Below are 22914 nucleotides of genomic sequence, written 5' to 3'. Positions count from 1 at the left end.
TCTTAGCCCTCGACCCTCCGCCCTCAACCCTCTGCCCTTTTCAGTCGAGCAGTCGCAGCGGCATAACGAGACAGAGATACGCCGCGGGATCCGACCAGCCCTGCGGCTCGAGCGTTGCCGCGCGCTCCGGGGCCTTGAACGTCAGTTTCACTTCCTCGGTCGGGATGTAGCGCAGAATCTCGAGCAGATAGTTCGCGTTGAAGCCGATGTCGAGCGGATCGCCGTCGTAGCGAATCGGGATCTCGTCGGTCGCCTCGCCGAGATCGGGCGTCTGCACACTGAATCGCAAGAGCGCCGAATTGAGCGAGAGTCGGATGCGATGCGTTTGATCCGAAGCGATGACGGACATGCGTCGCAACGCACCCATCAACGCCGCGCGGTCCGCGATGGCGATGCGATTGTTGTCGCGCGGGATGACTTGATCGTACGGCGGGTACGGTCCTTCGATGAGCCGCGTGAAGACGGAAGTGAATGGTGAGCGGAACCCCAGGTGATTCTCGCCGCGCGCGATCTCGAGCTCCTCGTCTTCGGGGAAAAGTCGGCGAACTTGCTCGAGTGCTTTAGGCGGCACGATGAGATCATTCGATGGAGCCGCGGCCATCTTGATCGGCAATTCCATTTTCGCGAGGCGATGGCCGTTTGTCGCGACCATGCGCATGTGCTCCGGTCGAAGCTCCCACAGCACGCCGTTCAAGATCGGTCGGCTCTCCTCGGTCGACACAGCGAATGACGTGTGCGAGATGAGCTTCTGCAATTCGCCCGAGCGAATGCGCCAACTCTCGTTGAAGCGCACCGCTGGAAATGACGGGAATTCGTCGCGGGGTAGACCGAGAATCTTAAAATGCGAGCGTCCGCAATCGAGTGTAATGCGTTGTTCGCCTGCCGCGGCAATTTTCACAGGCGACGGTGGAAGCTCCCGCGCGATCTCGCTCAACTTCTTAGCGGGTATCGTGATCGCGCCAGACGTCTCGACGTCGGCGGCGACTTCCGTGCTCACGGCGATATCGAGATCGGTGCCGGAGAGACGTATGCCTTTCTCGGTCGTCTCCACGAGAATGTTGGCGAGCACCGGGAGCGTGGTCTTCGCCGGAATCGTGGCCGTTACCGCGGTAAGACCCTCCTGCAATTTTTCTCGGGAGATCGTAAACCGCATTACCGCTCCTCTGATGTGCAAATCCTTCGGAACTGCTCTAATCCGAAATAAGAGAGATATCCTAGCAGTCGTAGTAGAGCTGTGGAGCATGTGGAAATCGGCTGCAACTTACATCATCCCAAACGCTTCGCATATAGGCGACGCGTGTGAACATCTTCGCCCGGTCTGGATGATCCGCAATCGATGGGGAAGATCGGCGCTTCGGTGTGGAAGCGCCCGGGGTTTTCCCCATCAACTCCGCAGTTTTTCCAGGGCGGCGTGAAGCCGCTTTACGCGCTCGCCAAATCCCGAATCTTCGGCGACCATCTCGCCAACGCGCTCGAGACTGTGGATCACAGTCGAATGATCCCGACCGCCGAAGCTCGAACCAATCTCAACCAGCTGCATTCCCAGGAGCTCGCGCATCAGGTACATCGCCACCTGTCGCGGCACCGTCAGCGTCTTCGTTCGAGTCTTCGAGCGAAGGCCTTCGGCAGTAACGCCCCAGTCACGAGCAACCGCGTCCTGGATTACCTGAGTACTCAGTGATGCGCTCGAGGTACCGGCCTCGCCGCCGCGCAGCTTGTCGCGGAGTGCCTCACGAGCGAGATCGACGGTGATCTCGCGGTGCTTCAAAGAGGCGTAGGCGAGCAGCTTGATGATCGAGCCTTCGAGCTCTCGCACATTGGAGCGGACATTCTCGGCGATGAACCGAATCACGTCCTCGGGCATCGTCGTCTCGAGATGATCGAGCTCCGCTTTCTGCCGAAGGATCGCGATCCGATGCTCGAGATCCGGCAACTCGACGTCGGCGACCATGCCCCACTGAAAGCGACTGACGAGGCGCGCTTCGAGGCCAGGAATCTCCGACGGGGGTCGATCACTGGTGAGCACGATCTGCCGACCCGCCTCGTACAGCGCGTTGAACGTGTGAAAGAACTCTTCCTGTGTTGCTTCCTTCCCCTTGAGGAACTGCACATCGTCGACGAGGAGGAGATCGGTCTCGCGAAAGCGGCGACGGAATTGGTGTGTTGTGCGGTTCTGAATCGAACCCACCAGCTCATTGGTGAACTGCTCCGTGCCGATAAAAGTGATGCGCGTGTCCGGCTTTCTCGCGAGAAGCTCGTGCGCGATGGCCTGCATGAGATGCGTTTTGCCAACGCCGGTGTCGCCGTAGATGAACAACGGGTTGTAAACGCGCGCCGGCGCTTGGGCAACGGCGTGAGCGGCGGCCGCGGCGAGCTCGTTGGACTTGCCAATGACAAAGTATCGGAAGGTGTAACGCTCACTTAAAGGTGGCGTATATGTGCCGCGATCCTGTCCCGCTCCTGGCTCTCGTTGCGGCGGCGGCGGTGCAACAAAGAGGTCCATCTGTGGCCGCGCCTTGCGCTCCTCGTTCACGCGAAAGACGACCGCGAGTGGATGTCCGAGGGCAACGGGTGCCAGGCTAGCCAGCAGATCAGCGTGCTTCGACTCGTTCCAATCCGCAGCGAATTGGTCCGGTGCACCGACGTAAATAGTCCCCGCGTCAATCGAGAGTGGCTCAGTCGGCTCGAGCCATGTCCTGAATGTTTGGTCTGGCAACTCCTGGCGTGCGCGCTCCAGGAGGCGCGACCAGGTTTCCTGCGGGGTGAGGCTCATGGCGGGGATGTGGAAAACTCGAGAGGGGCAGCGAAGCTAGACCCGCCGATGTGAAATTGCAATCGGTCGAAGTGAGCTCGGCGTGTGTGTCGCCGCAGGCGACATACACGCCTTGACCCAATGTCAGTGTGCCAGATACGTTTACCGGTCTCCACCGAAATGCCGCTCGCTGGCGCTCGCGGCAAGCTTACTTGGAGTCGCACGCGTGTTGCGCGCGCGCCTCCTGAAAAGACCGCATCTTCGGAGTCATCATGGGCAAGCCGACGTACCGTCCCCGCAACAAGAGGCGCATTCGCACGCACGGTTTTCGTGAGCGGATGTCAACGAGATGGGGACGCGAAGTTCTCAGCCGTCGACGCAGGAAGGGGCGTAAGCGCCTCACCGTTCAGCTCCCGTCCAAGTACGCCGGCGCCTGATCCGTCGAAGCGCGAAGACTATCGCTTCATCCGGCGCCGGCGACTCACCCGCGGCGCCGATTTGCAATCAGTCGCGCGCGAAGGAAAGCGTCTGCGGACAGCGTCGCTGGATGTTCGCTTCGTCGTCACTTCGCGCCACGAGAGCCGTATAGGCTTTGTCGTTCCAAAGCATGGGCGTTCCGCAGTTCGCCGGAATCGGCTCAAGCGGACGTTGCGCGAGTTGGCGCGACTGCGGGTTCTGGCTGCGCTAGGTGCCACGAGGGCGGATTCGAGTATGGACATCGTTATGCGAGCGCTTCCCGCGGCGTACATGGCTTCGTTCGAGGCTCTGCGCGCCGAGTTTGAGTCGCTGTCGGCGCGGCTCGTGCGTTCGAAGGAGACGTCCTCATCGACGCGCGGGACAGGGGACGTCCCGGGCTCAACCAGCACTGAGTAAAGGCGGTTGTGCGTACGCTCTGCATTCTCGCCATTCGAGGCTACCAGGTGAGCCTCGGACAGCTTCTCCCGCCCTCGTGTCGCTATTTTCCCAGTTGCTCCGCGTATGCGATCGAAGCGATCGAGAAGCATGGCGCGGGGCGCGGATCCTGGCTGGCGATTCGGCGCATCGCGCGTTGCCACCCATTCCGCCCAGGCGGGTATGATCCCGTTCCGTAGCCGTTCGATGAGAGGCAATTTCCCGCATGGATAGACGCACGATCTTAGCGTTCCTGCTCACCGCGCTCGTCATTTTCACCCCGATGCTGATCTGGGGCAACAGACGGGCGCGGTCCGTCGCGCCGACCGATACGGCGAGCGGGAGCGCCCCCGTGAACGCATCGGCCGCTGCGCCGTCGGCCGCTTCGCCCGCCGCCGCTCCCAGCGTTGTCCCAACGGTGACCGCCACTCAGAGCGCGCCACCTCGGCGCGGTGACACCACGGCGATCGATTACGGGAAAACGCGCTACACATTCTCGACCGCGGGCGGCACACCTCAAGCAGTGACCCTCGCCGCGTATCGGAATCTCGCCCCGAGCAAGACAATCCAGCCCAAGGCAATGATTGGCGCGACAGTGCCGACCAGTGGTCCCGGGCTCCTCCGTTATCGCGTCGTGCGCGGCGCGGATACCGTCGCCCTCGACACCGTCCCCTTCCAAGCCGCCCGAAGCGGCGACGTCGTGACGTTCACGAGCTCTGGTTCGCTGCCGGTGACGTTGCGATATCAGTTCACTGATGACGGGTACCTCACGCACGTCAGCGGTCAGGTCGATGGCACCGCGACGCAGCTACTCATCGATCTGCCGTCGACGCTGCGATCGCAGGAAGCGGACACGCTCGACGACGAGCGACATCTCGCCTACGGATACAAGCTCGCGCACGAGGACGTAAAGAGCGTCGCCTTCACGAAGCTCGATCCCAGTCTCGTGCGAACCGACAGCGGCCCGATGACGTGGGTCGCGGCACGTAATAAGTATTTTCTCATCGCGCTCATCGCGCCCTCGTCGAGAGAGTTCGTCGCGTTGCGGATGCAGGGAGGGCTGCGCGTGGGCAGGACGGCGCCGACAGCGAGCGCCACGGCGATACTGCCGATCCGCGATGGCCGCTTCGGGTTCGACATCTATGCCGGCCCACAGTCGTGGTCGCAGCTGCGAGCCATTGGACAGGAATTGGAGAACGTCAATCCGTACGGCGGATGGATCCCCGGCGTTCAGCCATTTGCCGCGGTGTGCATGCGCGTGCTGCTCTGGATTCGCCAGACATTCAACGTGTCGTACGGCTGGGTGTTGATCATTTTCGGCTTTGCCGTGCGGCTCCTTCTCTGGCCGCTCAACCAGAGCGCGATGCGCTCGAGTCTCAAGATGCAGCGCATCCAGCCGGAGCTCGCGGAAGTCCAGAAACGCTACAAGGCCGATCCGGAGAAGCAGCGCACGGAGTTAGTAAAGTTGTATCAGCAACACGGGATGAGCCCATTCAGTCCGGTCATGGGCTGTCTGCCGATGCTGCTGCCAATGCCCGTGCTCTTCGCGCTGTTCTTCGTGTTCCAGAATACGATCGAATTCCGCGGCGTGAGCTTCCTCTGGCTGCCGGATCTGTCGCTTGGCGATCCGTACTTCATCATGCCCATCGTGATGGGCATCACGATGTTCGCGCTGTCGTGGATCGGTATGCGCGCTGCGCCGCCGAATCCGCAAACGAAGATGATGAGCTACATGATGCCGGCGGTGATGACGGCAGTGCTCTGGAAGTTTGCGTCGGGCCTGAACCTGTACTACGCCGTGCAGAACATCGCCGCATTGCCGCAGCAATTGCTGCTGACACGCGAGCGGATGAAGGCGGCGCCACCAGCCGCCACGCCCGCACCATTGCGGAGCCGTCGCGCGACGACCTGAGTCGCGCGGCGCGCTCGGGCGCGCCACAGGAGAGCCGGTGAAGATCACTTACATCGGGCACGCGACCCTGCTCATCGAGATCGGAGACGTTAGGCTGTTGACCGATCCAAACTTCGATCGCAAACTCGGCGGTTTTCTCCCGCGCGTCTCACCACCGGGAATTCCGATCGATCAGCTGCCGACGCTCGACGCGCTGCTGCTCACGCACGCGCACGCGGATCATCTCTCGTTCGCGTCGCTCGACGCGCTGCCGCGCGACATTCCGTTGTACGCGCCGCCCGTGATCGCGAAGTGGCTAAGGCGGCGCGGATATCAGCACGCAGAGGACCTCGCGCCTGGGCGAAGTGCGCGTGTCGGCAACGTCGACATCCACGCTGCGCTGGCGACGCATCGCGGCAATCGCTACGGGTTCGACCGCTGGCGGAGCGCGGCGAACATGTATTTGCTCGACGCGGGAATGGAGACGTGCTTTTTTGCCGGCGACACGGCGTTGATGCCGGACACGCACGAGCTCGTCCACGGGAAGCTCTTCGCGAGCGGCCGGCAGCTAGACGTCGCGCTCCTGCCAATCGGATACGCTCCGTGGTGGAAGCGAACGGGTTTTCGCCGGGGTCATCTGACTCATGACGATGCGCTAACATTGTTCGAGCGTTTGGGCGGGCGCGTGTTCGTTCCTTATCACTGGGGGACGTTTCATCACATCACGGCGCGAGCGCACGACGCGATCAATCGCCTGGTTGAGCATCTCGAGTCGCACCATCTCCGCGCCGCGGTTCGCATCCTCGAGCCCGGCGAGACACTCGAGCTCACGCGCGAAGAGGAAACAAAGCTGAACCGCCCGAAGCGGCGGGCAGCGGACCGCGCGTTCGGCAATCTCGATGGGCTCGCCGGTCAGTCGGGTCACGCTGGTCCAGAGCCGCACGCGCCTCAATGAGCGGGCTCGGCGCGCCGGCGGCAGCGCTGCCGGGCGCGGCCGACACGATCGTTGCCATCGCGACGCCTGCCGGGCGGGGCGCGCTCGGCATCGTTCGCCTGAGCGGCCCTAAGGCTCACGAGATTGGCCGAGCAGTATTGTCGCGTTGGCCGGATCGCGCTCGTCAGACAATTCTGGCTGAAGCGCGTGACGAATGCGGCGTGGTGCTCGATCAGGTTGTCGCGGTACGATATGACGCGCCGGCGTCGTTCACAGGCGAAGACGCGCTCGAGATCTCGACGCACGGCGGTGTCGTGGTACCAACCACCGTCGTCGCGGCGGTATTGGCGCGCGGCGCACGCATGGCAGCGCCCGGCGAATTCACACGACGCGCGGTGCTCAACGGCAAGCTGGACATACTACAGGCGGAGGCGACGGCCGATCTGATCGCGGCCGGCTCACGCGCCGCACAGCGCGTCGCGCTACAGCAACTCGACGGCGGGTTGTCGCGACGTATCAGTGGGCTCCGAGAGAAGGTGCTCGAGATAGAAGCGCTCATCGCGTACGATATCGATTTCCCCGAGGAGGACGACGGGCCGATCGCGTCGGCGCGGACACTCGCCGCGCTCGAGAATCTGGAAGGCGGCTTGCGAGGCCTGCTCGCAACTGCCAGAGGCGGTGAGCTCGTGCGAGAGGGCGCCCTGGCCGTACTCGCCGGGACGCCTAACGTGGGGAAGTCCTCGTTGTTCAATGCACTCATCGGTCGCAGTCGTGCAATCGTGACCCCTGTACCGGGCACGACGCGCGACGCCCTGGAGGCGGTGATCGACGCGGATCCCTGGCCGATTCGATTGGTCGACACCGCGGGGCTTCGTTCGACGCTCGATCCGGTGGAGCAGCTGGGAATCGAGGTCAGCGAGTCGTACGTCTCGCGCGCTGCGGTAGTGCTCTGCTGCGGCGAGGACGAGGCGTCGCTCCGTGCGGCAGCGGAGCTCGTGAACGCGGTTCACGGGAAGCAGAATGGCCGTGAGAATCCACTCATCGCGATTCTCACGAAGTGCGACCTCAGTCAGGCCGAGGTCATCGACATCGAAGCGTTAGGCAACGAGCTTGCGGCAAACGCTTCCGTCGCGGTGAGTGCGGAAACCGGAGCTGGGGTGCAGCGGCTGCTGACGACGATCGGCGCCGTCCTCGACGCAACGGTCGGTGCGCCCGAGCTCGACGCGCCGGTACTCACACAAGTGCGTCACCAGCATGCCGTTTCACAAGCACTCGAGGAGCTCGAGGCGTTCCGACACGCGTGGCGAGAGGAACGACTGCCCGCGACGATCGCAGCGGTGCACCTCCATGCAGCGGGTGACGCTTTGCGAGATCTGATCGGTGGAATCGAAACGGAGCAGGTGCTCGACGAGGTCTTCCGCCGATTCTGCGTGGGCAAGTGAGGCGCCCTCAGGAGGAACTGCGGTTCTCTCCTGTGACCTGACGCCAGATCTCATCGCCGAGCCATTCGAGCCGCTCTCGAGCGTACGTGAGCTCCGAAGTGGCGAGCGTCGACGCGTGATGCGAGAGATGACGCGAAAGCTGAATCATTTCGTCGAGCAGCTCGCGCAAGACGACATTCTGCCGTCGCTCGCGCGAAGAATCAGGCACTGACCGCGGCGCTGTGAGCGTATGCGGACAGCTCGAGGTCGCTCGCGCGAATGGCCCAGGCCAAGCCACGGGCTTCGATACCTGCCTCGACGAGCCGGGCGCCGACGAAGTAGCCGCTGCGCTCCGGCAGTAAATAGCGGCCCTCCACGGTGCGTGCCTCGTCGCTCATGCCGCCCGACAGATAGCGAAGCCGCAGTCCCAGCGCGGCATGACCGAGATCGGGCGCGACCGCGCGCGAAATGATCGGCTCGAGCTCACGAATACGCGCGTACTGGCGTCGCTCGTAACCGAAGTATTCCCACGCTGCGTGTCCCGGGCTGATGGCGCGTGAGGTGTGAACGGCGAGACCCTCGTTCATGAGAAGCTCACGCAGCGGAACGCGACGTCCCGTTTCCCAATACGAGTAGTCGCCGTTTGCGTTGGTGACGAACTCGCGCACGGCGCTGCGACTCTTGGGCGATGTGTATCGAATGGCGTGCGCATACTCGTGCGCGAGCCAGAGCGGGATGAGCTCAGGATCGAGCCCGAGTCCGTCGGTTTCCTCGTTGGGCACGCCAGTGAAATGCTCGAGGCAAACAAATGCAACGCCGCGGCCGCCCATCACCAGCTCGCCGGCGTTTGCGGCACCGACGCCGACCATGAGTACAACATCGATGTCGACGTCGGCATCGAGGAGGTTGGCGCAGCGCTGCTCGGCGTCCCGCGCGAGAGCGACGACATCGGTGCGCTCGAGCATTCGTCGGAGATCGCGTCGGTCGGCGTAGACCGTCGCGTTTACGACATCTCGAAAGTGTGGCCCCTCGGGATCGACGACGTAGTTGTTCCAGTAGGCGTCGAGGAGGCGCCGATGCGCGGCAAAGTAGCGGTCGTAGGCGGCGGCTCTGTCGGTGCTATCGAGAACGGTAAAGAAGTCGGGCAGCAAATTGATCAGCATCTCGACCAGAGCGCGGGAAGGCGGCGCGACGGCACGAAGGACGCGGAAATGATAGTTGTGGCCAGAGAGTGGAACAAGAGCGATGACGAGTCACGACACAGAGCGGTCGAGTGCGCCGTCCGACGCCTTCGCAAGGACTGGAGAAGTAGGTGCTATACGTGATGCCGGGGAACTCGCTCTGTACTTGGCACGCTTTTTCCCTTTCGACCCAATAGCAGCACGCTACACATGGTTGGAGATGCACCATGACGACGCTTCAGCAAATCGACTTGCAGTGCCCCATCTGCGAAAATCGGTTTCGATCGCAGGCGGTCGTGTCGACGAATTCCTTCGGTGGCAAGCGCACTGATTTCCACGAGCGAGCGGCAGGCACACAGCCGCTGCCATATCTGATCCACACCTGCAGTCGCTGCGGCTACTCGGGATCGGAGCGGGACTTCACCGAAGACGCGGACGTTTCACCAGTGCTGAAGGAGCGCGTGTGGAACGAGCTTGCACCGGCAATCGCGATTGGACCGGTTTCGGGGTCAGAGAAGTACGAGGCGGCGGCGAAGGTCGCTGACTGGCAGGGCATGGAGCCTCGCCACGTTGCGGATCTGCTGCTGCGCGCGGCGTGGTGCTGCGTGGATGAGGGGGACGTCGAAGCGGAGCGGTTCTTCCGTCGTAAGGCAGCTTGGAAGTTCGAGGAATCGTTGCAGAGCTTCGATGGCGTGGCGCGGGATGAGCGGGCGGTGCTCACGTATCTCGTCGGTGAGTTGTGGCGACGAGTGGGAGACACGAAGGTGTGCGGGGAGTGGTTCAACCGCGTGGCTTCGGAGGTGGTGGACGCGCACACGCAACAGTGGGTGATCGACGCCGCGCGTCAGCAGCGAGATTGCCCGCGCGAGTGGTTCGGCTGATCGGTGGGTGCGTGTGGTGGGTGTGGGGTGCAGTGGGGTGAGATGGGGAAGGGAGATAAAGGGACGCCTCTGGGCGTCCCTTTTCATTAGCGAGTTCCAAACAACCGATCGCCGGCGTCGCCGAGTCCGGGCATGATATATCCTTGCTCATTGAGTGCGCGGTCGAGCGCGGCGCAATACACGGTTACGTCGGGGTGACCCTGAGCGAGTCGGCGCACGCCCTCCGGCGCCGCGACGAGACACAAGAAACGAATCCGCGTTGCACCGGCGCGCTTGAGCGACGACACCGCGGCCACGGCGCTACCGCCGGTGGCGAGCATCGGATCGAGCAGGAAGAAATCCCGCTCCGCCGCGTCGCCAGGCACCTTGAAGTAGTAGTCGACCGGCTCCAAGGTGTCGTGGTTGCGATACAAGCCGATGTGGCCGACGCGCGCGCCCGGCACCAACCGGTAGATACCCTCCACCATACCGAGACCGGCGCGAAGAATCGGCACGAGCGTGAGCTTCTTTCCGCTCACGCGCTGTCCAACCGTTGACTCGAGCGGTGTATCGACTGGCGCGGGCTCGAGCGCGAGATCATTCGTCGCCTCGTACGCCATCAACATCGCAATCTCGTCCACCAGCTCCTTGAAGATCTTGGTCGGCGTTCCGCGATCACGCAGAATCGTGAGCTTGTGCTGAATCAGCGGATGCGACACGATGCGCAGCGTGGGGAAGCCAGGGGTGGTGTCCATGGCCGGGAAGCTACTAATTTCGCGCGAATGAAAGAATACCAAGCGGTGATCCTCCGCCTGACGCGGCACGCGCGCGACGACGAAGACGCGCTCACCGATTTACTGAACGAGCGTAGCCGCGGAGGATGGGAACCGGCGCTGATGTCGCAAGACGGTCTTCGGATGACGGTCGTCTTCCAGCGCCCCAGCGGCGTGGAGCAATAGGGGATCGTGGAGTCCGCGACGCGACGAATTCTCGACGCCGCGGCGCGGCAGATCGCCTCGGGCGGCGCAGCCGCGCTCTCGATGAGCGACATCGCGCACGAGGCGAGCGTCAGCAAGGCGCTCATACACTACCACTTCGAGGATAAGGAGACGCTACTCTCGCGTCTCATCGAACAGCTCGCGCACGATCTCGTCGCGAGAGAACGCGAGGCGCTCGCGAGCTACGAAGGAAGTCACAATCCGCTCGCCGTCGACGCGCTGTGGCAGTGGCTGGACGGAGAGCTCGAGCGCGGGGATATCCGTGTCCTGCTCGAGCTCGACTCGTGTCGTGGAGCGCGGGTGCAGCTCGCTGCGCGCGAAGCAGCGGAGTTGCGCCGCGCGACCGCGAAGCAGACCGTGGAACACCTCTTCACGATCCTCGAGCTGCGCCTGCGCATCGAGCCGGCGCTCGTGGCCAACGTGTTCGTCGCTTTCGTGGACGGCCTCGCGCTCAACGTCGGGGTCGCGGTGCGCGAAGAGGTCGCGCCAACCGCGCGGGTCGCGTTCGACGTCTTTTGGCTCGCGATGCTGAGTCTGGCGGAGTGAGTGTGCGCGCGAGACCTTTGAAAAGTGTCGGATTCTTCTCGCTCGAGCGTTCCTGCGCGCATTCTGCGGGTTATCGTCCTGCTCGTTGTCATCGCGTGGCTCACGTCGGTCGCGGCCGTGATGTTCTTCGAGCGCCGCGATGACGCGCGGCGCGCCGACGCGATCGTCGTGCTTGGCGCGGCGCAGTATGACGGCCGGCCGTCACCGGTATTGCGGGCGCGACTCGATCACGCTGTGTCGCTGTGGGAGCATCACCTCGCACCGCGTTTGATTCTCACAGGCGGAATGGGCGACGGTGACACGACGAGTGAGGCCGCTGTCGGTCGTCGTTATGCAATGAAGCACGGCGTCCCCGATAGCGCGATTCTCATGGAGACTCGCGGCCGGACGACGACGGAATCGATACAGCGCGTTGCGGCGATGATGGACTCACTACGCGCTCGGCAAGTGATTCTCGTCAGCGATCCATTTCACATGTTCCGGCTATGGATTCTCGCTCGGCGATTCAGTCTCATTCCACACACGTCGCCGACGCGCACGAGCCCGATTTCCGCGAGCGCGGTGGAGTCGTGGCGCTACGCCCTGAGTGAATCGTTCAAAGCACCGCTGACGCTGCTCTTCGAGCATCCCGCGCGGACCAGGTGAGCTTTACGAGCTCACCGCCATTCGCAGCCAGTTCCAGTACTCGTGTGGCGCACACTCGGCGACGTCGTTGTGGCCGGCGCCGGGCACGAGGAGCAGCTCGCCCTTCACCGCCGCTGCCTCGTAGACCTCCTTTCCCATGTACACCGGCACGACACGATCTTTGAGTCCGTGTGAAACCCACACCGGCACGTTTAGCTCTTTCACGCGCTGGATGGTGTCGTAGTGCACCCGGGAAACGACGGGCCAGAATGTCGTGAGGAAGGGCAGGGCCATGCGCCGAGCCATCGCTTTCGCGGACGAGAAAGGCGACTGAAGAAGCAGTGCGGTGGGGGGATTCTCTCGCGCGAGCTCTGCAGCAATTGCGCTCCCGAGCGAGTGCCCGAAGTAGACGATGCGGTCACCGGACACTCCCAGCGGGCCAAGCACATACTCGCGTGCGGCACGGGCGTCGACCGCTGCCGCGAGATACGTCGGACGGCCGGACAGCCCGTCGTAGCCCCGTATTTCCGGAAGGAGGACGGCCACGTTGGCCACCTTGGTGACCCCCTGCGCCCACGGAATCAGGTTCCGTGCGAGGTCGGCGTTGCCGTGAAACGCGACGAGGACTCGTCCGGCCTGCGTATGATCCCCGACGAGATAGCCGAAGAGATCAGTACCGTCCTCTGCACGGTATGAGACGTGCCGCACGTGTTCGCCGACCGGTCGCGGCGATAAGAGCCCACGCAACACGATCGGCGGCTGGAACACGATGCGCTCCTGCTGCAGCCACATGAGGCCCAGGAGCAACAAATAAACGACGACGACGGCAAGCGCGGCGAGCAGAAACAATACGTGACTCGGGTGCGAAAGGGCGCCGTCGGTGCGCAGGGTTCCTGAGAAGTGACGAGGAGTGCAATTTACGCCGATGCGTATTCCGATCGAAACCTTTGGGTTGCCAAACGGTCTCTTCGTGACTCTTTCGGAGGATCACACGGCGCCGATCGTGGCCGTGAATCTCTGGTATCACGTTGGGTCAGCGAACGAGCGCGAAGGACGTACCGGGTTCGCGCATCTGTTCGAGCACATGCTCTTTCAGGGCTCGGCTGATGTCGGAGCCAACGAGCACTTCGAGCTCATTCAACGTGCCGGCGGGACGTTGAATGGATCGACATGGCTGGATCGCACGAATTATTTCGAAACCGTACCATCCAACCAACTCGAGCTCGTCCTGTGGCTGGAAGCGAATCGAATGGGCTGGCTGATTCCCGCCATGACTCAGCAAAAGCTCGACACGCAGCGCGACGTCGTGAAGAACGAACGTCGATGGTCGGTGGACAATCAACCGTACGGCACCTGGTGGGAGCGTTTACCGGCGCTGGTTTTTCCGGAAGAACACCCGTTTCATCATTCGTTGATCGGGTCGATGTCGGATCTCGACGCGGCGAGCCTCGACGACATCAAGCACTTCTTCGCGACATACTACACGCCGGACAACGCGGTGTTGTCGATCGCGGGTGATTTCGACAAGTCCGAAGCGAAGCGACTGGTCGACAAGTACTTCGGTTCGATTCCTTCCGGAAACGGCCGGCCGCCTCTTCCCGACATGTCACTGCCGGCGACTTTCGGTGGCTGGAAGCGAGTCGTCGTCGAAGACGAAGTGATGCTGCCGCGGCTTTTCCTCGCGTTCCGAGCGCCGGTATTCGGCACGAAGCAGTACTACGCATCGAGCATCTGCTCGGCCATTCTTGGGCTCCGGAAGGGGAGCAAGCTTTATCGTCGCCTCGTGCGAGAGCGCCAAGTGGCTGCCGAAGCGCAGGCCTTCACCTACGATCTCGCGAAGGGCAGCGACCTGCTCGTGATCGACGTGACGGCGCGGCCGGGACTCTCCGCCGAGGCACTCGAACGGGAAGTTGCCGACGAGGTCGACCTGCTCGTACGTGATGGAATCACCGAGGCTGAGGTCGCGCGGGCGATCGCTCTGGTGCAGACGGAATTTGTGGCCGCAATGCAATCAGCCGGCGACCGAGCGGATCGCCTGTCGCAGTTCGCGACGTATTTCAAGAATCCTGAGCTCGTGAATGAACAAGTTCAGCAGTACGAATCGGTGACGGCAGGCGACGTGAACCGCTTCGTGCACGATCAACTTGGCGAGGACAATCGCGCCAGCCTGCTCTTCGTGCCGAAACAGGAGGGTAGCGAAGAGACAGTGCGGTCTGACCAGATCGCGGCCGGCGTGGGATCGCTGACAGAGCGATGAGTGGCAGCGCGCTGACGGGGCGCCTGCCGCGGCCCGCCTCCGGTGCGCCGCGTCCGTATTCGTTTCCGCGCTTCGAGAGAGCTGCCCTGCCTAACGGCCTGAAGCTCGTCGTTGCGCCGATCGCGAAGCTGCCGATCGTCTCGATCACCGTTCTCCTCGACGCCGGCGCGGTATGCGATCCGGCCGGCCGCGACGGGCTTGCGCAGCTCACGGCGAAGTTGCTGCTCGAAGGGTCGCCCTCGAGCGACGGGAGCGCGATCACCGATCGTTTCGAGCGTCTTGGCGCATCCATCGAGGCGCATGCGGACTGGGACGTCGCTGCGGTGACGCTGACGACTCTCACCGAGAAGCTCCGTGCCTCCTTCGAGTTACTCGGCGAGGTCACGCGCGCTCCCGCGTTCAACGAGCGCGAAGTGGAACGCCTCAAGAACGAGCGCCTCGCCGAGCTCCTGCAGCTTCGCGCCGAGCCGCGTGGGTTGGCCGACGAGATGTTCTCGCGATTTCTGTACGAGAGCTCGTCTCGTTACGCGCGGCCGGACGGCGGCGACGAGTCGAGCGTGCGCTCTCTCACGCGCGACGCAGTTGCCGGCCTGTACGGCAAACGGTACTCGCCTAACGGTATGACGATCGTCGTCGCCGGCGACGTGAAGACGAATGAGATCGTGAAGCTCGCCAGCGAGGTGTTGGGAGATTGGCGTGGAAGCGTGACGATCCCTGTGTCGGCGGCGGACGAGGCGGCGCGACGGTCGCGCGCGGTACACATCGTGAGCAAGTCCGACGCACCGCAATCGGAGCTGCGCATCGGCCACGTGGGTCTGCCGCGACGACATCCCGATTATTTCCCGGCGATGATCATGAACGCCGTGCTCGGCGGCCTCTTCTCGTCGCGAATCAACCTGAATCTGCGCGAGGCGCACGGCTACACGTACGGCGCGAACTCGTACTTCGACTGGCGTCGCCAACGAGGACCTTGGGTCGTTGCGACCGCGGTGGCGAGCGATGTCACCCACGCCGCGGCGCGAGAAGTCCTGAATGAAATCGATCGCATCCGCTCTGCGCCGATCTCGGCGGACGAGCTCTCACTGGCAACGAGCTACCTCGACGGCGTTTTCCCCATTCGATTCGAGACGACGTCGGCAATCGCGGCGGCATTGACGACGCTCGTCATCTACGACCTGCCGGACGACTGGTACGACGAATATCGCGGGCATGTTCGCGCAATAACTACCGGCGACGTGCTCACGGCAGCCGAGCGTCATCTACACCCGGAGGCGCTACAGATGGTGGTGGTCGGTAACGCGGCCGCCGTCCGGGATCACGTCGCAGAAATGGATTTCGGGCCGCTGCAGGTCTACGACGTCGAGGGCCACGCCATCTAACGATGGGAGACGCCAAGCTCGGCTCGCGCCGCGTGTACACGGGCCGCGTTCTCAATCTCGACATCGATCAGGTCCGCTTTCCGGACAACTCGACGGGCGAGTTGGAGATCATTCGCCACTCCGGAGCGAGCGCCGTAATTCCGTTCCTGAGCGATCCGGCTGGCGAAGACCCGCAGATCCTGCTCATCAAGCAGTACCGTTACGCGGCGGAAGACTTCCTCTACGAGGTCCCCGCGGGGAGGCTCGACCCGAACGAGTCGCCGCTGGATTGCGCTCGTCGCGAGCTAATGGAGGAGACAGGGTGCACGGCCGATCGATTGGAGCCGCTCTACACCTTCTACACGACCCCTGGCTTTATCGACGAGCGTATTCATGGCTTCATGGCGGCGGGTTTGACACGCGGCGAAAGCAGCCGTGAGCCTGACGAATTCATGACGCTCGAAACGATGACGCTGTCGCACGCGTTGGAGTTGATCCGGACGGGAGAGATCCGAGACGCGAAGACGACGGTGCTCATTCTCTTCGCCGCAGGGTTCCGCGCTGGTCGTTAGTCGTGGTTGGTGGTTGGTGATTGGTGATTCGGATGGCCGGCGAGCTTGCTCGCCGGCCTTCCTTGCCCCCAACCACCACCCACCAACTACCGACAACCAATCACCAACCGGGGCGTGTCGAAAGGTTGTGCGGGCGGCGCTGCCTGTCCTTTCGAAGCGTCACTGACAGGTGACACCGCTACCCACGGCAGAGGTCGTTCTACACCTGCCGAAGTTGAGTTAACTCATTGCTTTGACAAGCATTAACAACATGGAACAAGCACCGTCTAACTGGGCACGTGGCGTGCTTTTGAAGGGTGTGACCGGTTCCGAGACGCTTTGTCGCATCACTAATCGGAGGAGCCCAGATCGATCCAGAAAACGGCGGATCGAGCCCTGGTGCAGGACCAAACGGGGGGGCATAGTCGAATGGCTGATATCGCAATCAAACGGGCGCAGCTACCAGGCGCGTCCATCAGAGAAAAGCTCCGGACGCAGGACGACGCTGAGGTCGTTTCCGCGTTTCTGGGTGGCGAGGAGCGAGCGTTTCAAGAGTTGGTCGAGCGCTACCAGACCCGGCTTTTGAACTTCATCTATCGCACAATTGGCGACCGCGAGAAGGCGGAAGACCTCGTGCAGGAAGTGTTCATCCGCGTCTATCGGCACATTCAACGTTTCGACCGCTCGAAGAAATTCTCGACGTGGGTCTACACGATCGCATCGAACCTGGCGAAGAACGAGTTACGGAACAGGTCTCGAAATCCGATGGTGCTCTTTCAAACGATCAAGAGCAACTGGGAAGACGAGGAGCGGCCGCTGCAGTTCGAAGATACGACGGCTCGGCCAGACGACCTGTACCGGAAGCGGCATCTGCGCCAACTAGTCGAGGAGACCGTGGCGAAACTGCCAGAGCATCACCGCCAGGTCTTCGTGCTGCGCGAGCTGGAGGGTAAGTCGTACGAGGAAATCGCGGAGATCACCGATTGCAACCTCGGCACGGTGAAGTCGCGATTGAATCGGGCGCGGAACGCATTCGCCTCGATCATCGAACCATGGCTGGACTGATGAGGGGCTAGGGCCAGGAATAGGGGCTAGACCAAGAAACGCCGGCGCGAAAATCTGCGCCGGCGTTTTGCATTCGTTCGGTTCTCAGGATAATGGCCAATACCGTTCGCATGCTTTCTGCGATTCCTTTCGCACACTAGCAGGCGGGCAGCTTGTCTAGTAATTCTGGGAACCGTGGTTCACGAACCGGGGTACCCAAACGCGAACCCATATTTTTTCACGCGGACGAATGGCCCTGATAGATTGTCGCGAGTTTAGAGAGAAGCACGTCGGATACGTCGACGATACGCTCCCAGCGGTGGTGATGGAGGCGATGCATCGGCACGCGCGCTCCTGCTATCGCTGCTCTCGACACGACACGGCAGTGCGGCGTGGATTGTTGCTGGTTCACAATCTTCCGCAGATCGAGCCGTCGGCAGACTTCATGGGGAAGCTCGCGGACCGCATCGCGGCGTTGGATGCGGCCGGCGACGACGTCGAATTGCCGTCTCCGTATCGATTGACGACGGGCGCATTCGCGGCGCTCGCGGCGGGACTCACATTATTCGGATACATCGCGCTCGAGACGGCGAATCACTTTGGAACGCCGCAGGCGCTGCTGCTTCCGCCGGTCGTCGCGACGACACTGGCGCAGCCCGCGCCGACCCCAACGAGTAGCGCATACATGGCGGGAATCTCGACGGGAATGCCGATATGGCCGGCGGTGATGATGATGGACGCAGCGCCGCGGCGTATGGCAGACGTGGAGCTTCAGCAGGCATCGTTGCGATAAGATCGACTCGTAGTCCAAAACGCCGCGGCCGCAACCGCGGCGTTTTTCTTATATTGTCAGCGCATGGCCGCCGCTCCCACCTCCGCCGGACTGAATGTGCTTCGCACCGCGCTGCACACGCGCGTCTTTGAACCGGCGTACTTGTTCCAAGGTGCCGAGGACTATCTCAAGGATGAGATGTTGCGGCAGCTGATCGGGGCGGCCGTGGATCCGGCGACGCGCGACTTCAATCTCGAGACGCTCCGCGCGGGTGATGTCGACGGAGAAACCCTGGGTTCGCTCCTCGGTACGCCGCCGATGATGGCGGAGCGGCGGGTCATCGTCGTGCGAGACGTTGGCAATCTGCGCAAGGATGCGCGTCGCGCGCTCGAACAATATCTCGAGCGACCGGCACCCGACGTTGTTCTCGTTCTCGTCGCAGCAGCGGGCGCCAAGGAAGATCGCTTACTCCAGGAGCGCACGACGGCGATCGATTTCGAGCCGCTGTCAGGAGCGCGAGTTCCGAAGTGGATTACGCATTACGCGTCGCACGATCTTGGATGCGAGATCACGCCGGAGGCGGTGAGCCTGCTGCAAAACGCAGTCGGTACCGAGCTGGCGCAGCTCAAGATCGAGCTCGACAAGCTGGCGAGCTTCGCCATCGGCGGTGATCATGCAGTGATCGACGAGGAGGCCGTCGCGAGCATCGTGGGCGTACGGCGTGGCGAGACGTTAGGCGATTTGCTCGATGCCGTCGCGAATCGTAATGCGGCGCGTGCGATCGAGCTGCTGCCGCACGTGTTGCTTCAGCCGAAGACGAGCGCGGTCACGATCATCATGGCACTCGCGACGCAAACGCTGGCGCTCGCCTGGGGACGCGCGCGACGGAGTGCGGGAGTGCCGGCACAACGAATGAAGGACGAGTTCTATGCGCTGCTCAAAGAGGGATCTGCCTACACCGGCCGGAGCTGGAGCGACGCGGTGAGCAGCTGGCTCCGCGCGCTCGATTCGTGGAGCGCACGCGATCTCGACGCTGCTTTGACGGCGCTCCTCACCGCGGACGCCGCAATCAAGGAGAGCCGAGTTTCGTCCGACGAACAGCTGATCGAATCACTCGTTCTCACCCTGTGTGTCCCGGCGCAACAGTCGGCGCGTTCGGCCGCATGACGAGAGGAAGGGCTCGTTGCTTCGCCATTGTCGCGATGGCGGTCGGGGCCTGTGGAGCGCAAGCGCAGAGCACCGATAGCGCAGTGAAGCAACGACAGCCAGCGCCCGATGCGCGCGACACATTGTTCCTTCGCGCACGCAAACTCGTGCTCGATGGGAATAGCGCTGCCGGACGCGCGCTCGTCGACTCGGCACTCGCCGCGACGACGGGCACGCCGGACTACGCGACGGCGCTCTACTGGCGTGCGGCGCTCGCCTCGACCGCGGCGGATGCGGAACGTGACTATCGACGTGTCATCATCGAGTACCCGTTCTCGCAACACTCGGGCGACGCCTTGCTCGCGCTGGCCCAGCTCGAGATGGCCCGCGGCGACCGCGATCCGGCAATCGACCACTTGCAGCGCTTTCTTCTCCAGCGGCCTAACGATCCAGAGCACGTTCGCGCGGGCATCTGGCTCGGGCGCCTCCTGCTCGAGCAGAATCGACTCGGGAAGGGCTGTGCCGTTCTCTTGCGGACCCGCGCCGCGTTAGCCGATTCCGCGGTCGAAACGCGAAACCAGGTCGACTACTACGCGTCGCGCTGCGCGGATGTGGACACGGTGGTTCCCGTTCCGAAACCAGCGCCGTCGCCGGCGCGAACGACCCGGCCAGACTCGGTGCGACGGCGGCCGCCAGTGAAGGACAGCGCACGCACCGACAGCGCGCGAAGGATTCCGGAGCGCAGAGATACTGCTTCTCACGCCAATGCAACGCCTAACGCTAATGCATCGGCCGGCAAGCGGTTCACGGTTCAGGTTGCGGCATACCAGACAAGAGACTCAGCCGATCACCTCGTTGCCAGGCTGAGCGCGCGCGGGATCGGCGCGCGCGTCACCGGCGCGGCCGCGCCGTTTCGTGTGCGCGTAGGCCACTACGCTTCAGATGCCGAAGCAACGGCGGCCGCACGCGAGCTGAAAGCGAAAGGGATCGAAGGCTTCGTGACCACGACGGACAACGAGAGCGCGTCCGCGGTGAAGCGATGAGCAGCGTAGGGCAGGCGCCGACGCCGCTGATGCAACAATACCGCGAGATCAAGTCGCGGCATCAGAACGCGCTCCTGTTTTTCCGCATGGGCGAGTTCTACGAGATGTTCTACGACGACGCCGAGGTTGCGTCGCGCGTGCTCGGGCTCACGCTGACGTCGCGGAACAACGGCGGCGCGGCCGACGTCCCACTCGCTGGCGTTCCGGCAAAAGCGCTGCAGGAATACGTGCGCCGACTCGTGCAGCAGGGATATCGTGTCGCCATCTGCGAGCAGACGGAAGATCCGAAGCTCGCGCGCGGGATCGTTCGCCGAGAAGTGGTCGAGACGGTCACGCCAGGTGTGACGTACGCCGACGAGCTGCTCGATGGCGCGCGCAACAATTTCATCTGCGCGCTATGGGGCGGGGGCGCGAATCGCAGTCGAGGTACGATGGCGCCTATCGGCGTCGCTGCCGCGGACGTATCGACGGGCGAGCTCAGGCTCTGCGTCACGACGATCGCCGAGCTCGATGCAATTCTTGCTCGTTATGCACCGCGCGAGATTCTTCTGCCGCAGGGCTCGGATCTGCCGCTGCCGCCGTCGCGCGCCGAGGCGCTCATCACCGAGAGAGAAACATGGGAGTTCGACGCCGAGCTCGCGCGTGACGATCTCGCTCGCCAATATCGGGTGCAGTCGCTCGAAGGCCTCGGCATTGGAGAGGCGGAGCAACCGGCGATCGCGGCGGCAGGCGGACTGTTGCGCTATCTGCGGGAGCTACAGCCCGGCGGCCTGCCGCAGCTCGCACGGCCGTTCGTCGATCGCACCAGCGGAGTGATGCCGCTCGACGAGATGACGCGGCGGAATCTCGAGCTTGTCGAATCGTTGCGGGGTGGCGGCCCAGAGGGGACCGTTCTTTCCGTGCTCGATCGCACCGTCACGCCAATGGGCGCGCGGCAGCTGCGACAATGGATTCTCGCGCCGCTCACCGACCGCGTGGCGATCGACGAGCGACTCGACGTCGTCACCGGTCTCGTAAGCGACTCGCTCACGCGCGACGCGCTTCGGACTGCGCTCGATGGCGTCCGCGACGTCGAACGGTTAGGCGCGAAGATCGCCTCGGGCCGGGCAACGCCGCGGGACGTCGGCGCGCTTGGCGCGTCACTCGCCCGGCTGCCCGAAGTCGAGCGACTCGTCAGGCAGCTCGCGCGTACGAGCAGCGTGGCGCTTCTCGATCGCATGCTTGCGGAGTGGGACAGCTGCGCGACCGAAGCCGAGGCAATCAGATCGACCATCGTGGAGCATCCGCCACTGTCGATCGGAGACGAGCCGACGATCGCGAGCAGCGTCGACGCCGAGCTCGATCGACTGCGCACGCTTCGCGACGGCGGCAAGGACGCGATCGCCGACATTCAGGCTTCGGAGCGCGCGAGAACGGGAATCGCGTCGCTCAAGGTCGGCTTCAACAAAGTCTTCGGATACTACATCGAGGTCACCAGAGCCAACCAGCATCTCGTGCCGGCCGATTATCAACGTCGCCAGACGATCACCAATGGCGAACGGTTCGTGACGCCGGCGCTCAAGGAATACGAGGAGACAATTCTCACGTCGGGCGAGCGCATCGAAACGCGTGAGCGAGAATTGTTCGAGACGCTCCGCGCACGGCTTGCCGCGCGCATCGGTGCATTGCAGTGCGCGGCGCGCGCGATCGCCTTGCTCGACGTCGTGGCGGCGTTGGCGGAAGTCGCCGCACGGGAGAGCTACGTTCGGCCGGTGATCACCGATGACTTCGCGCTGGAGATCGGCGCGGGGCGGCATCCTGTCGTCGAGCGGATGATGCCGCGCGACAAGTTCATTCCGAACGATGTCCTGCTCACCGAAGACGCACGCGTCATCATTCTCACCGGGCCGAACATGGCCGGTAAGTCGACGATCCTGCGGCAGGTCGGGCTGATCGTCTTGATGGCGCAAATGGGGAGCTTCGTACCGGCGAGCTCGGCGCGGATCGGCGTCGCGGACCGGCTGTTCACGCGCGTGGGCGCGAGCGACAATCTCGTGCGCGGCCAATCGACATTCATGGTCGAGATGTCGGAGACGAGTGCGATCCTGCACTCGGCAACGGCGCGCAGTCTCGTGCTGCTCGACGAGATCGGCCGCGGGACGTCGACGTACGACGGCGTGTCGATCGCCTGGGCGGTGAGCGAGCATCTGCACGAGCGCACGGGCTGCAAGACGATATTCGCGACGCATTATCATGAACTGACACAGCTCGCGCAGGATCTCGAAGCGGTACGAAACTTCAATGTCGCCGTGCGAGAGGTGAACGACGACGTGCTGTTCCTGCATCGTCTCCAGCCCGGCGGCGCGGATCGATCGTATGGCATCGAGGTGGGTCGACTGGCGGGACTGCCGCGTGAGGTCCTGGAGCGCGCGCGGCAGGTCCTGAAGTTGCTCGAGGGAGAGCAGCTCGCCGCCGGCAAACGATCGGAAGGCCGTGCGAACGCGCGTTCGGAGCCGCAGCACGATCAGCTGGCACTCTTTGCCGCCGCTCCGAATCCACTCGTGCTGCGCCTCGCCGCACTCGACACAGACTCCATGACGCCGCTACAAGCACTCTCCTTACTCGCCGAGCTATCGCGTGATGCAAAGCGCTCGTGAGTCGGGCCT

23 protein-coding genes are annotated in these 22914 nt (G+C 63.3%); 17 read left to right on the top strand and 6 right to left on the bottom strand.

Annotation, left to right across the window (positions count from 1 at the left end; translation table 11 throughout):
• Positions 1–40 precede the first annotated feature (40 nt).
• Together dnaN and dnaA are read right to left on the bottom strand one after the other, a co-directional pair.
• A complete protein-coding gene (gene dnaN, locus VGH98_02250) occupies positions 41–1153 on the bottom strand; it encodes a DNA polymerase III subunit beta (protein HEY2374772.1) in 1113 nt (370 codons plus the stop codon).
• A gap of 231 nt (positions 1154–1384) precedes the next feature.
• Entirely contained in the window at positions 1385–2773 is a 1389-nt protein-coding gene (gene dnaA, locus VGH98_02245; protein HEY2374771.1) for a chromosomal replication initiator protein DnaA, read from the bottom strand.
• A gap of 251 nt (positions 2774–3024) precedes the next feature.
• On the opposite strand from dnaA, the gene rpmH reads away from it, so the two are divergent.
• The 5 genes from rpmH (at position 3025) to mnmE (ending at position 7910) form a co-directional block, all read left to right on the top strand.
• On the top strand, positions 3025–3189 hold the full coding sequence (gene rpmH, locus VGH98_02240) for a 50S ribosomal protein L34 (GenBank protein ID HEY2374770.1): 165 nt from the start codon (positions 3025–3027) through the stop codon (positions 3187–3189).
• Between the two features lie 444 nt (positions 3190–3633).
• On the top strand, positions 3634–3843 hold the full coding sequence (gene yidD / locus VGH98_02235; protein ID HEY2374769.1) for a membrane protein insertion efficiency factor YidD: 210 nt from the start codon (positions 3634–3636) through the stop codon (positions 3841–3843).
• A 26-nt stretch (positions 3844–3869) separates the two neighbouring features.
• The gene (gene yidC / locus VGH98_02230) at positions 3870–5555 is read left to right on the top strand and encodes a membrane protein insertase YidC (GenBank protein HEY2374768.1); all 1686 of its coding nucleotides are present in this window, start codon (positions 3870–3872) and stop codon (positions 5553–5555) included.
• 37 nt (positions 5556–5592) lie between these two features.
• Positions 5593–6489, top strand: a complete 897-nt coding sequence (locus VGH98_02225; GenBank protein ID HEY2374767.1) for an MBL fold metallo-hydrolase — start codon at positions 5593–5595, stop codon at positions 6487–6489.
• Complete coding sequence (gene mnmE, locus VGH98_02220) at positions 6486–7910, top strand: tRNA uridine-5-carboxymethylaminomethyl(34) synthesis GTPase MnmE (GenBank protein HEY2374766.1); 1425 nt, start codon at positions 6486–6488, stop codon at positions 7908–7910. The genes VGH98_02225 and mnmE overlap by 4 nt, the downstream gene beginning before the upstream one ends.
• Positions 7911–7917: 7 nt before the next feature.
• Here mnmE and VGH98_02215 read toward each other — a convergent pair whose 3' ends face one another.
• Both VGH98_02215 and VGH98_02210 read right to left on the bottom strand, forming a co-directional pair.
• Positions 7918–8118: a hypothetical protein gene (locus VGH98_02215; GenBank protein HEY2374765.1), complete on the bottom strand. Its 201-nt coding sequence runs from the start codon at positions 8116–8118 to the stop codon at positions 7918–7920.
• Positions 8111–9052 (bottom strand): hypothetical protein, encoded by a 942-nt coding sequence (locus VGH98_02210; GenBank protein ID HEY2374764.1) that lies wholly within the window; start codon positions 9050–9052, stop codon positions 8111–8113. The genes VGH98_02215 and VGH98_02210 overlap by 8 nt, the downstream gene beginning before the upstream one ends.
• Before the next feature lie 245 nt (positions 9053–9297).
• On the opposite strand from VGH98_02210, the gene VGH98_02205 reads away from it, so the two are divergent.
• Positions 9298–9951, top strand: a complete 654-nt coding sequence (locus VGH98_02205) for a DUF2225 domain-containing protein (protein ID HEY2374763.1) — start codon at positions 9298–9300, stop codon at positions 9949–9951.
• A gap of 86 nt (positions 9952–10037) precedes the next feature.
• Here VGH98_02205 and upp read toward each other — a convergent pair whose 3' ends face one another.
• Positions 10038–10685: a uracil phosphoribosyltransferase gene (upp, locus tag VGH98_02200; GenBank protein HEY2374762.1), complete on the bottom strand. Its 648-nt coding sequence runs from the start codon at positions 10683–10685 to the stop codon at positions 10038–10040.
• Between the two features lie 27 nt (positions 10686–10712).
• On the opposite strand from upp, the gene VGH98_02195 reads away from it, so the two are divergent.
• Genes VGH98_02195 through VGH98_02185 form a run of 3 tightly spaced genes read left to right on the top strand, consistent with a single transcriptional unit; the run spans position 10713 to position 12119 of the window.
• Positions 10713–10889: a hypothetical protein gene (locus tag VGH98_02195; protein HEY2374761.1), complete on the top strand. Its 177-nt coding sequence runs from the start codon at positions 10713–10715 to the stop codon at positions 10887–10889.
• Positions 10890–10895: 6 nt separating this feature from the next.
• Entirely contained in the window at positions 10896–11474 is a 579-nt protein-coding gene (locus VGH98_02190) for a helix-turn-helix domain-containing protein (protein ID HEY2374760.1), read from the top strand.
• Positions 11475–11498: 24 nt separating this feature from the next.
• Positions 11499–12119, top strand: coding sequence for a YdcF family protein (locus tag VGH98_02185; protein HEY2374759.1), 621 nt, complete (start codon positions 11499–11501; stop codon positions 12117–12119).
• Positions 12120–12122: 3 nt separating this feature from the next.
• On the opposite strand, the gene VGH98_02180 is transcribed toward VGH98_02185, so the two are convergent.
• Positions 12123–12947, bottom strand: a complete 825-nt coding sequence (locus VGH98_02180; GenBank protein ID HEY2374758.1) for an alpha/beta hydrolase — start codon at positions 12945–12947, stop codon at positions 12123–12125.
• Between the two features lie 76 nt (positions 12948–13023).
• On the opposite strand from VGH98_02180, the gene VGH98_02175 reads away from it, so the two are divergent.
• The 8 genes from VGH98_02175 (at position 13024) to mutS (ending at position 22905) form a co-directional block, all read left to right on the top strand.
• Positions 13024–14355, top strand: coding sequence for a pitrilysin family protein (locus tag VGH98_02175; GenBank protein ID HEY2374757.1), 1332 nt, complete (start codon positions 13024–13026; stop codon positions 14353–14355).
• On the top strand, positions 14352–15734 hold the full coding sequence (locus VGH98_02170; GenBank protein HEY2374756.1) for a pitrilysin family protein: 1383 nt from the start codon (positions 14352–14354) through the stop codon (positions 15732–15734). Before VGH98_02175 ends, VGH98_02170 begins: the two co-directional genes overlap by 4 nt.
• A gap of 2 nt (positions 15735–15736) precedes the next feature.
• Positions 15737–16285 carry an NUDIX hydrolase gene (locus VGH98_02165; GenBank protein ID HEY2374755.1) on the top strand — a complete coding sequence of 183 codons (549 nt, stop codon included), beginning with the start codon at positions 15737–15739 and terminating at the stop codon, positions 16283–16285.
• A gap of 408 nt (positions 16286–16693) precedes the next feature.
• Positions 16694–17329, top strand: coding sequence for a sigma-70 family RNA polymerase sigma factor (locus tag VGH98_02160; GenBank protein HEY2374754.1), 636 nt, complete (start codon positions 16694–16696; stop codon positions 17327–17329).
• Positions 17330–17558: 229 nt separating this feature from the next.
• On the top strand, positions 17559–18101 hold the full coding sequence (locus VGH98_02155) for a hypothetical protein (protein ID HEY2374753.1): 543 nt from the start codon (positions 17559–17561) through the stop codon (positions 18099–18101).
• 63 nt (positions 18102–18164) lie between these two features.
• Positions 18165–19247 carry a DNA polymerase III subunit delta gene (holA, locus tag VGH98_02150; GenBank protein HEY2374752.1) on the top strand — a complete coding sequence of 361 codons (1083 nt, stop codon included), beginning with the start codon at positions 18165–18167 and terminating at the stop codon, positions 19245–19247.
• Between the two features lie 83 nt (positions 19248–19330).
• Positions 19331–20269 (top strand): SPOR domain-containing protein, encoded by a 939-nt coding sequence (locus VGH98_02145; protein HEY2374751.1) that lies wholly within the window; start codon positions 19331–19333, stop codon positions 20267–20269.
• Positions 20266–22905: a DNA mismatch repair protein MutS gene (mutS, locus tag VGH98_02140; protein ID HEY2374750.1), complete on the top strand. Its 2640-nt coding sequence runs from the start codon at positions 20266–20268 to the stop codon at positions 22903–22905. The genes VGH98_02145 and mutS overlap by 4 nt, the downstream gene beginning before the upstream one ends.
• Positions 22906–22914 lie beyond the last annotated feature (9 nt).

It is taken from the genome of Gemmatimonadaceae bacterium (assembly GCA_036496605.1).
In the GTDB taxonomy this organism is placed as follows: Bacteria; Gemmatimonadota; Gemmatimonadetes; order Gemmatimonadales; family Gemmatimonadaceae; genus AG2.
This window is presented reverse-complemented; position numbering and strand designations above follow the sequence as displayed.

What these genes read in the sequence shown, in the direction of transcription:
- VGH98_02210 (HEY2374764.1), bottom strand. Translation starts at nt 9,052, where the DNA reads ATGCTGATCAATTTGCTGCCCGACTTCTTTACCGTTCTCGATAGCACC.
- VGH98_02160 (HEY2374754.1), top strand. Translation starts at nt 16,694, where the DNA reads ATGGCTGATATCGCAATCAAACGGGCGCAGCTACCAGGCGCGTCCATC.
- rpmH (HEY2374770.1), top strand. Translation starts at nt 3,025, where the DNA reads ATGGGCAAGCCGACGTACCGTCCCCGCAACAAGAGGCGCATTCGCACG.
- VGH98_02155 (HEY2374753.1), top strand. Translation starts at nt 17,559, where the DNA reads ATGGCCCTGATAGATTGTCGCGAGTTTAGAGAGAAGCACGTCGGATAC.
- VGH98_02170 (HEY2374756.1), top strand. Translation starts at nt 14,352, where the DNA reads ATGAGTGGCAGCGCGCTGACGGGGCGCCTGCCGCGGCCCGCCTCCGGT.
- upp (HEY2374762.1), bottom strand. Translation starts at nt 10,685, where the DNA reads ATGGACACCACCCCTGGCTTCCCCACGCTGCGCATCGTGTCGCATCCG.
- mutS (HEY2374750.1), top strand. Translation starts at nt 20,266, where the DNA reads ATGAGCAGCGTAGGGCAGGCGCCGACGCCGCTGATGCAACAATACCGC.
- dnaN (HEY2374772.1), bottom strand. Translation starts at nt 1,153, where the DNA reads ATGCGGTTTACGATCTCCCGAGAAAAATTGCAGGAGGGTCTTACCGCG.
- VGH98_02205 (HEY2374763.1), top strand. Translation starts at nt 9,298, where the DNA reads ATGACGACGCTTCAGCAAATCGACTTGCAGTGCCCCATCTGCGAAAAT.
- mnmE (HEY2374766.1), top strand. Translation starts at nt 6,486, where the DNA reads ATGAGCGGGCTCGGCGCGCCGGCGGCAGCGCTGCCGGGCGCGGCCGAC.
- VGH98_02195 (HEY2374761.1), top strand. Translation starts at nt 10,713, where the DNA reads ATGAAAGAATACCAAGCGGTGATCCTCCGCCTGACGCGGCACGCGCGC.
- yidC (HEY2374768.1), top strand. Translation starts at nt 3,870, where the DNA reads ATGGATAGACGCACGATCTTAGCGTTCCTGCTCACCGCGCTCGTCATT.
- dnaA (HEY2374771.1), bottom strand. Translation starts at nt 2,773, where the DNA reads ATGAGCCTCACCCCGCAGGAAACCTGGTCGCGCCTCCTGGAGCGCGCA.
- VGH98_02175 (HEY2374757.1), top strand. Translation starts at nt 13,024, where the DNA reads ATGCGTATTCCGATCGAAACCTTTGGGTTGCCAAACGGTCTCTTCGTG.
- holA (HEY2374752.1), top strand. Translation starts at nt 18,165, where the DNA reads ATGGCCGCCGCTCCCACCTCCGCCGGACTGAATGTGCTTCGCACCGCG.
- VGH98_02165 (HEY2374755.1), top strand. Translation starts at nt 15,737, where the DNA reads ATGGGAGACGCCAAGCTCGGCTCGCGCCGCGTGTACACGGGCCGCGTT.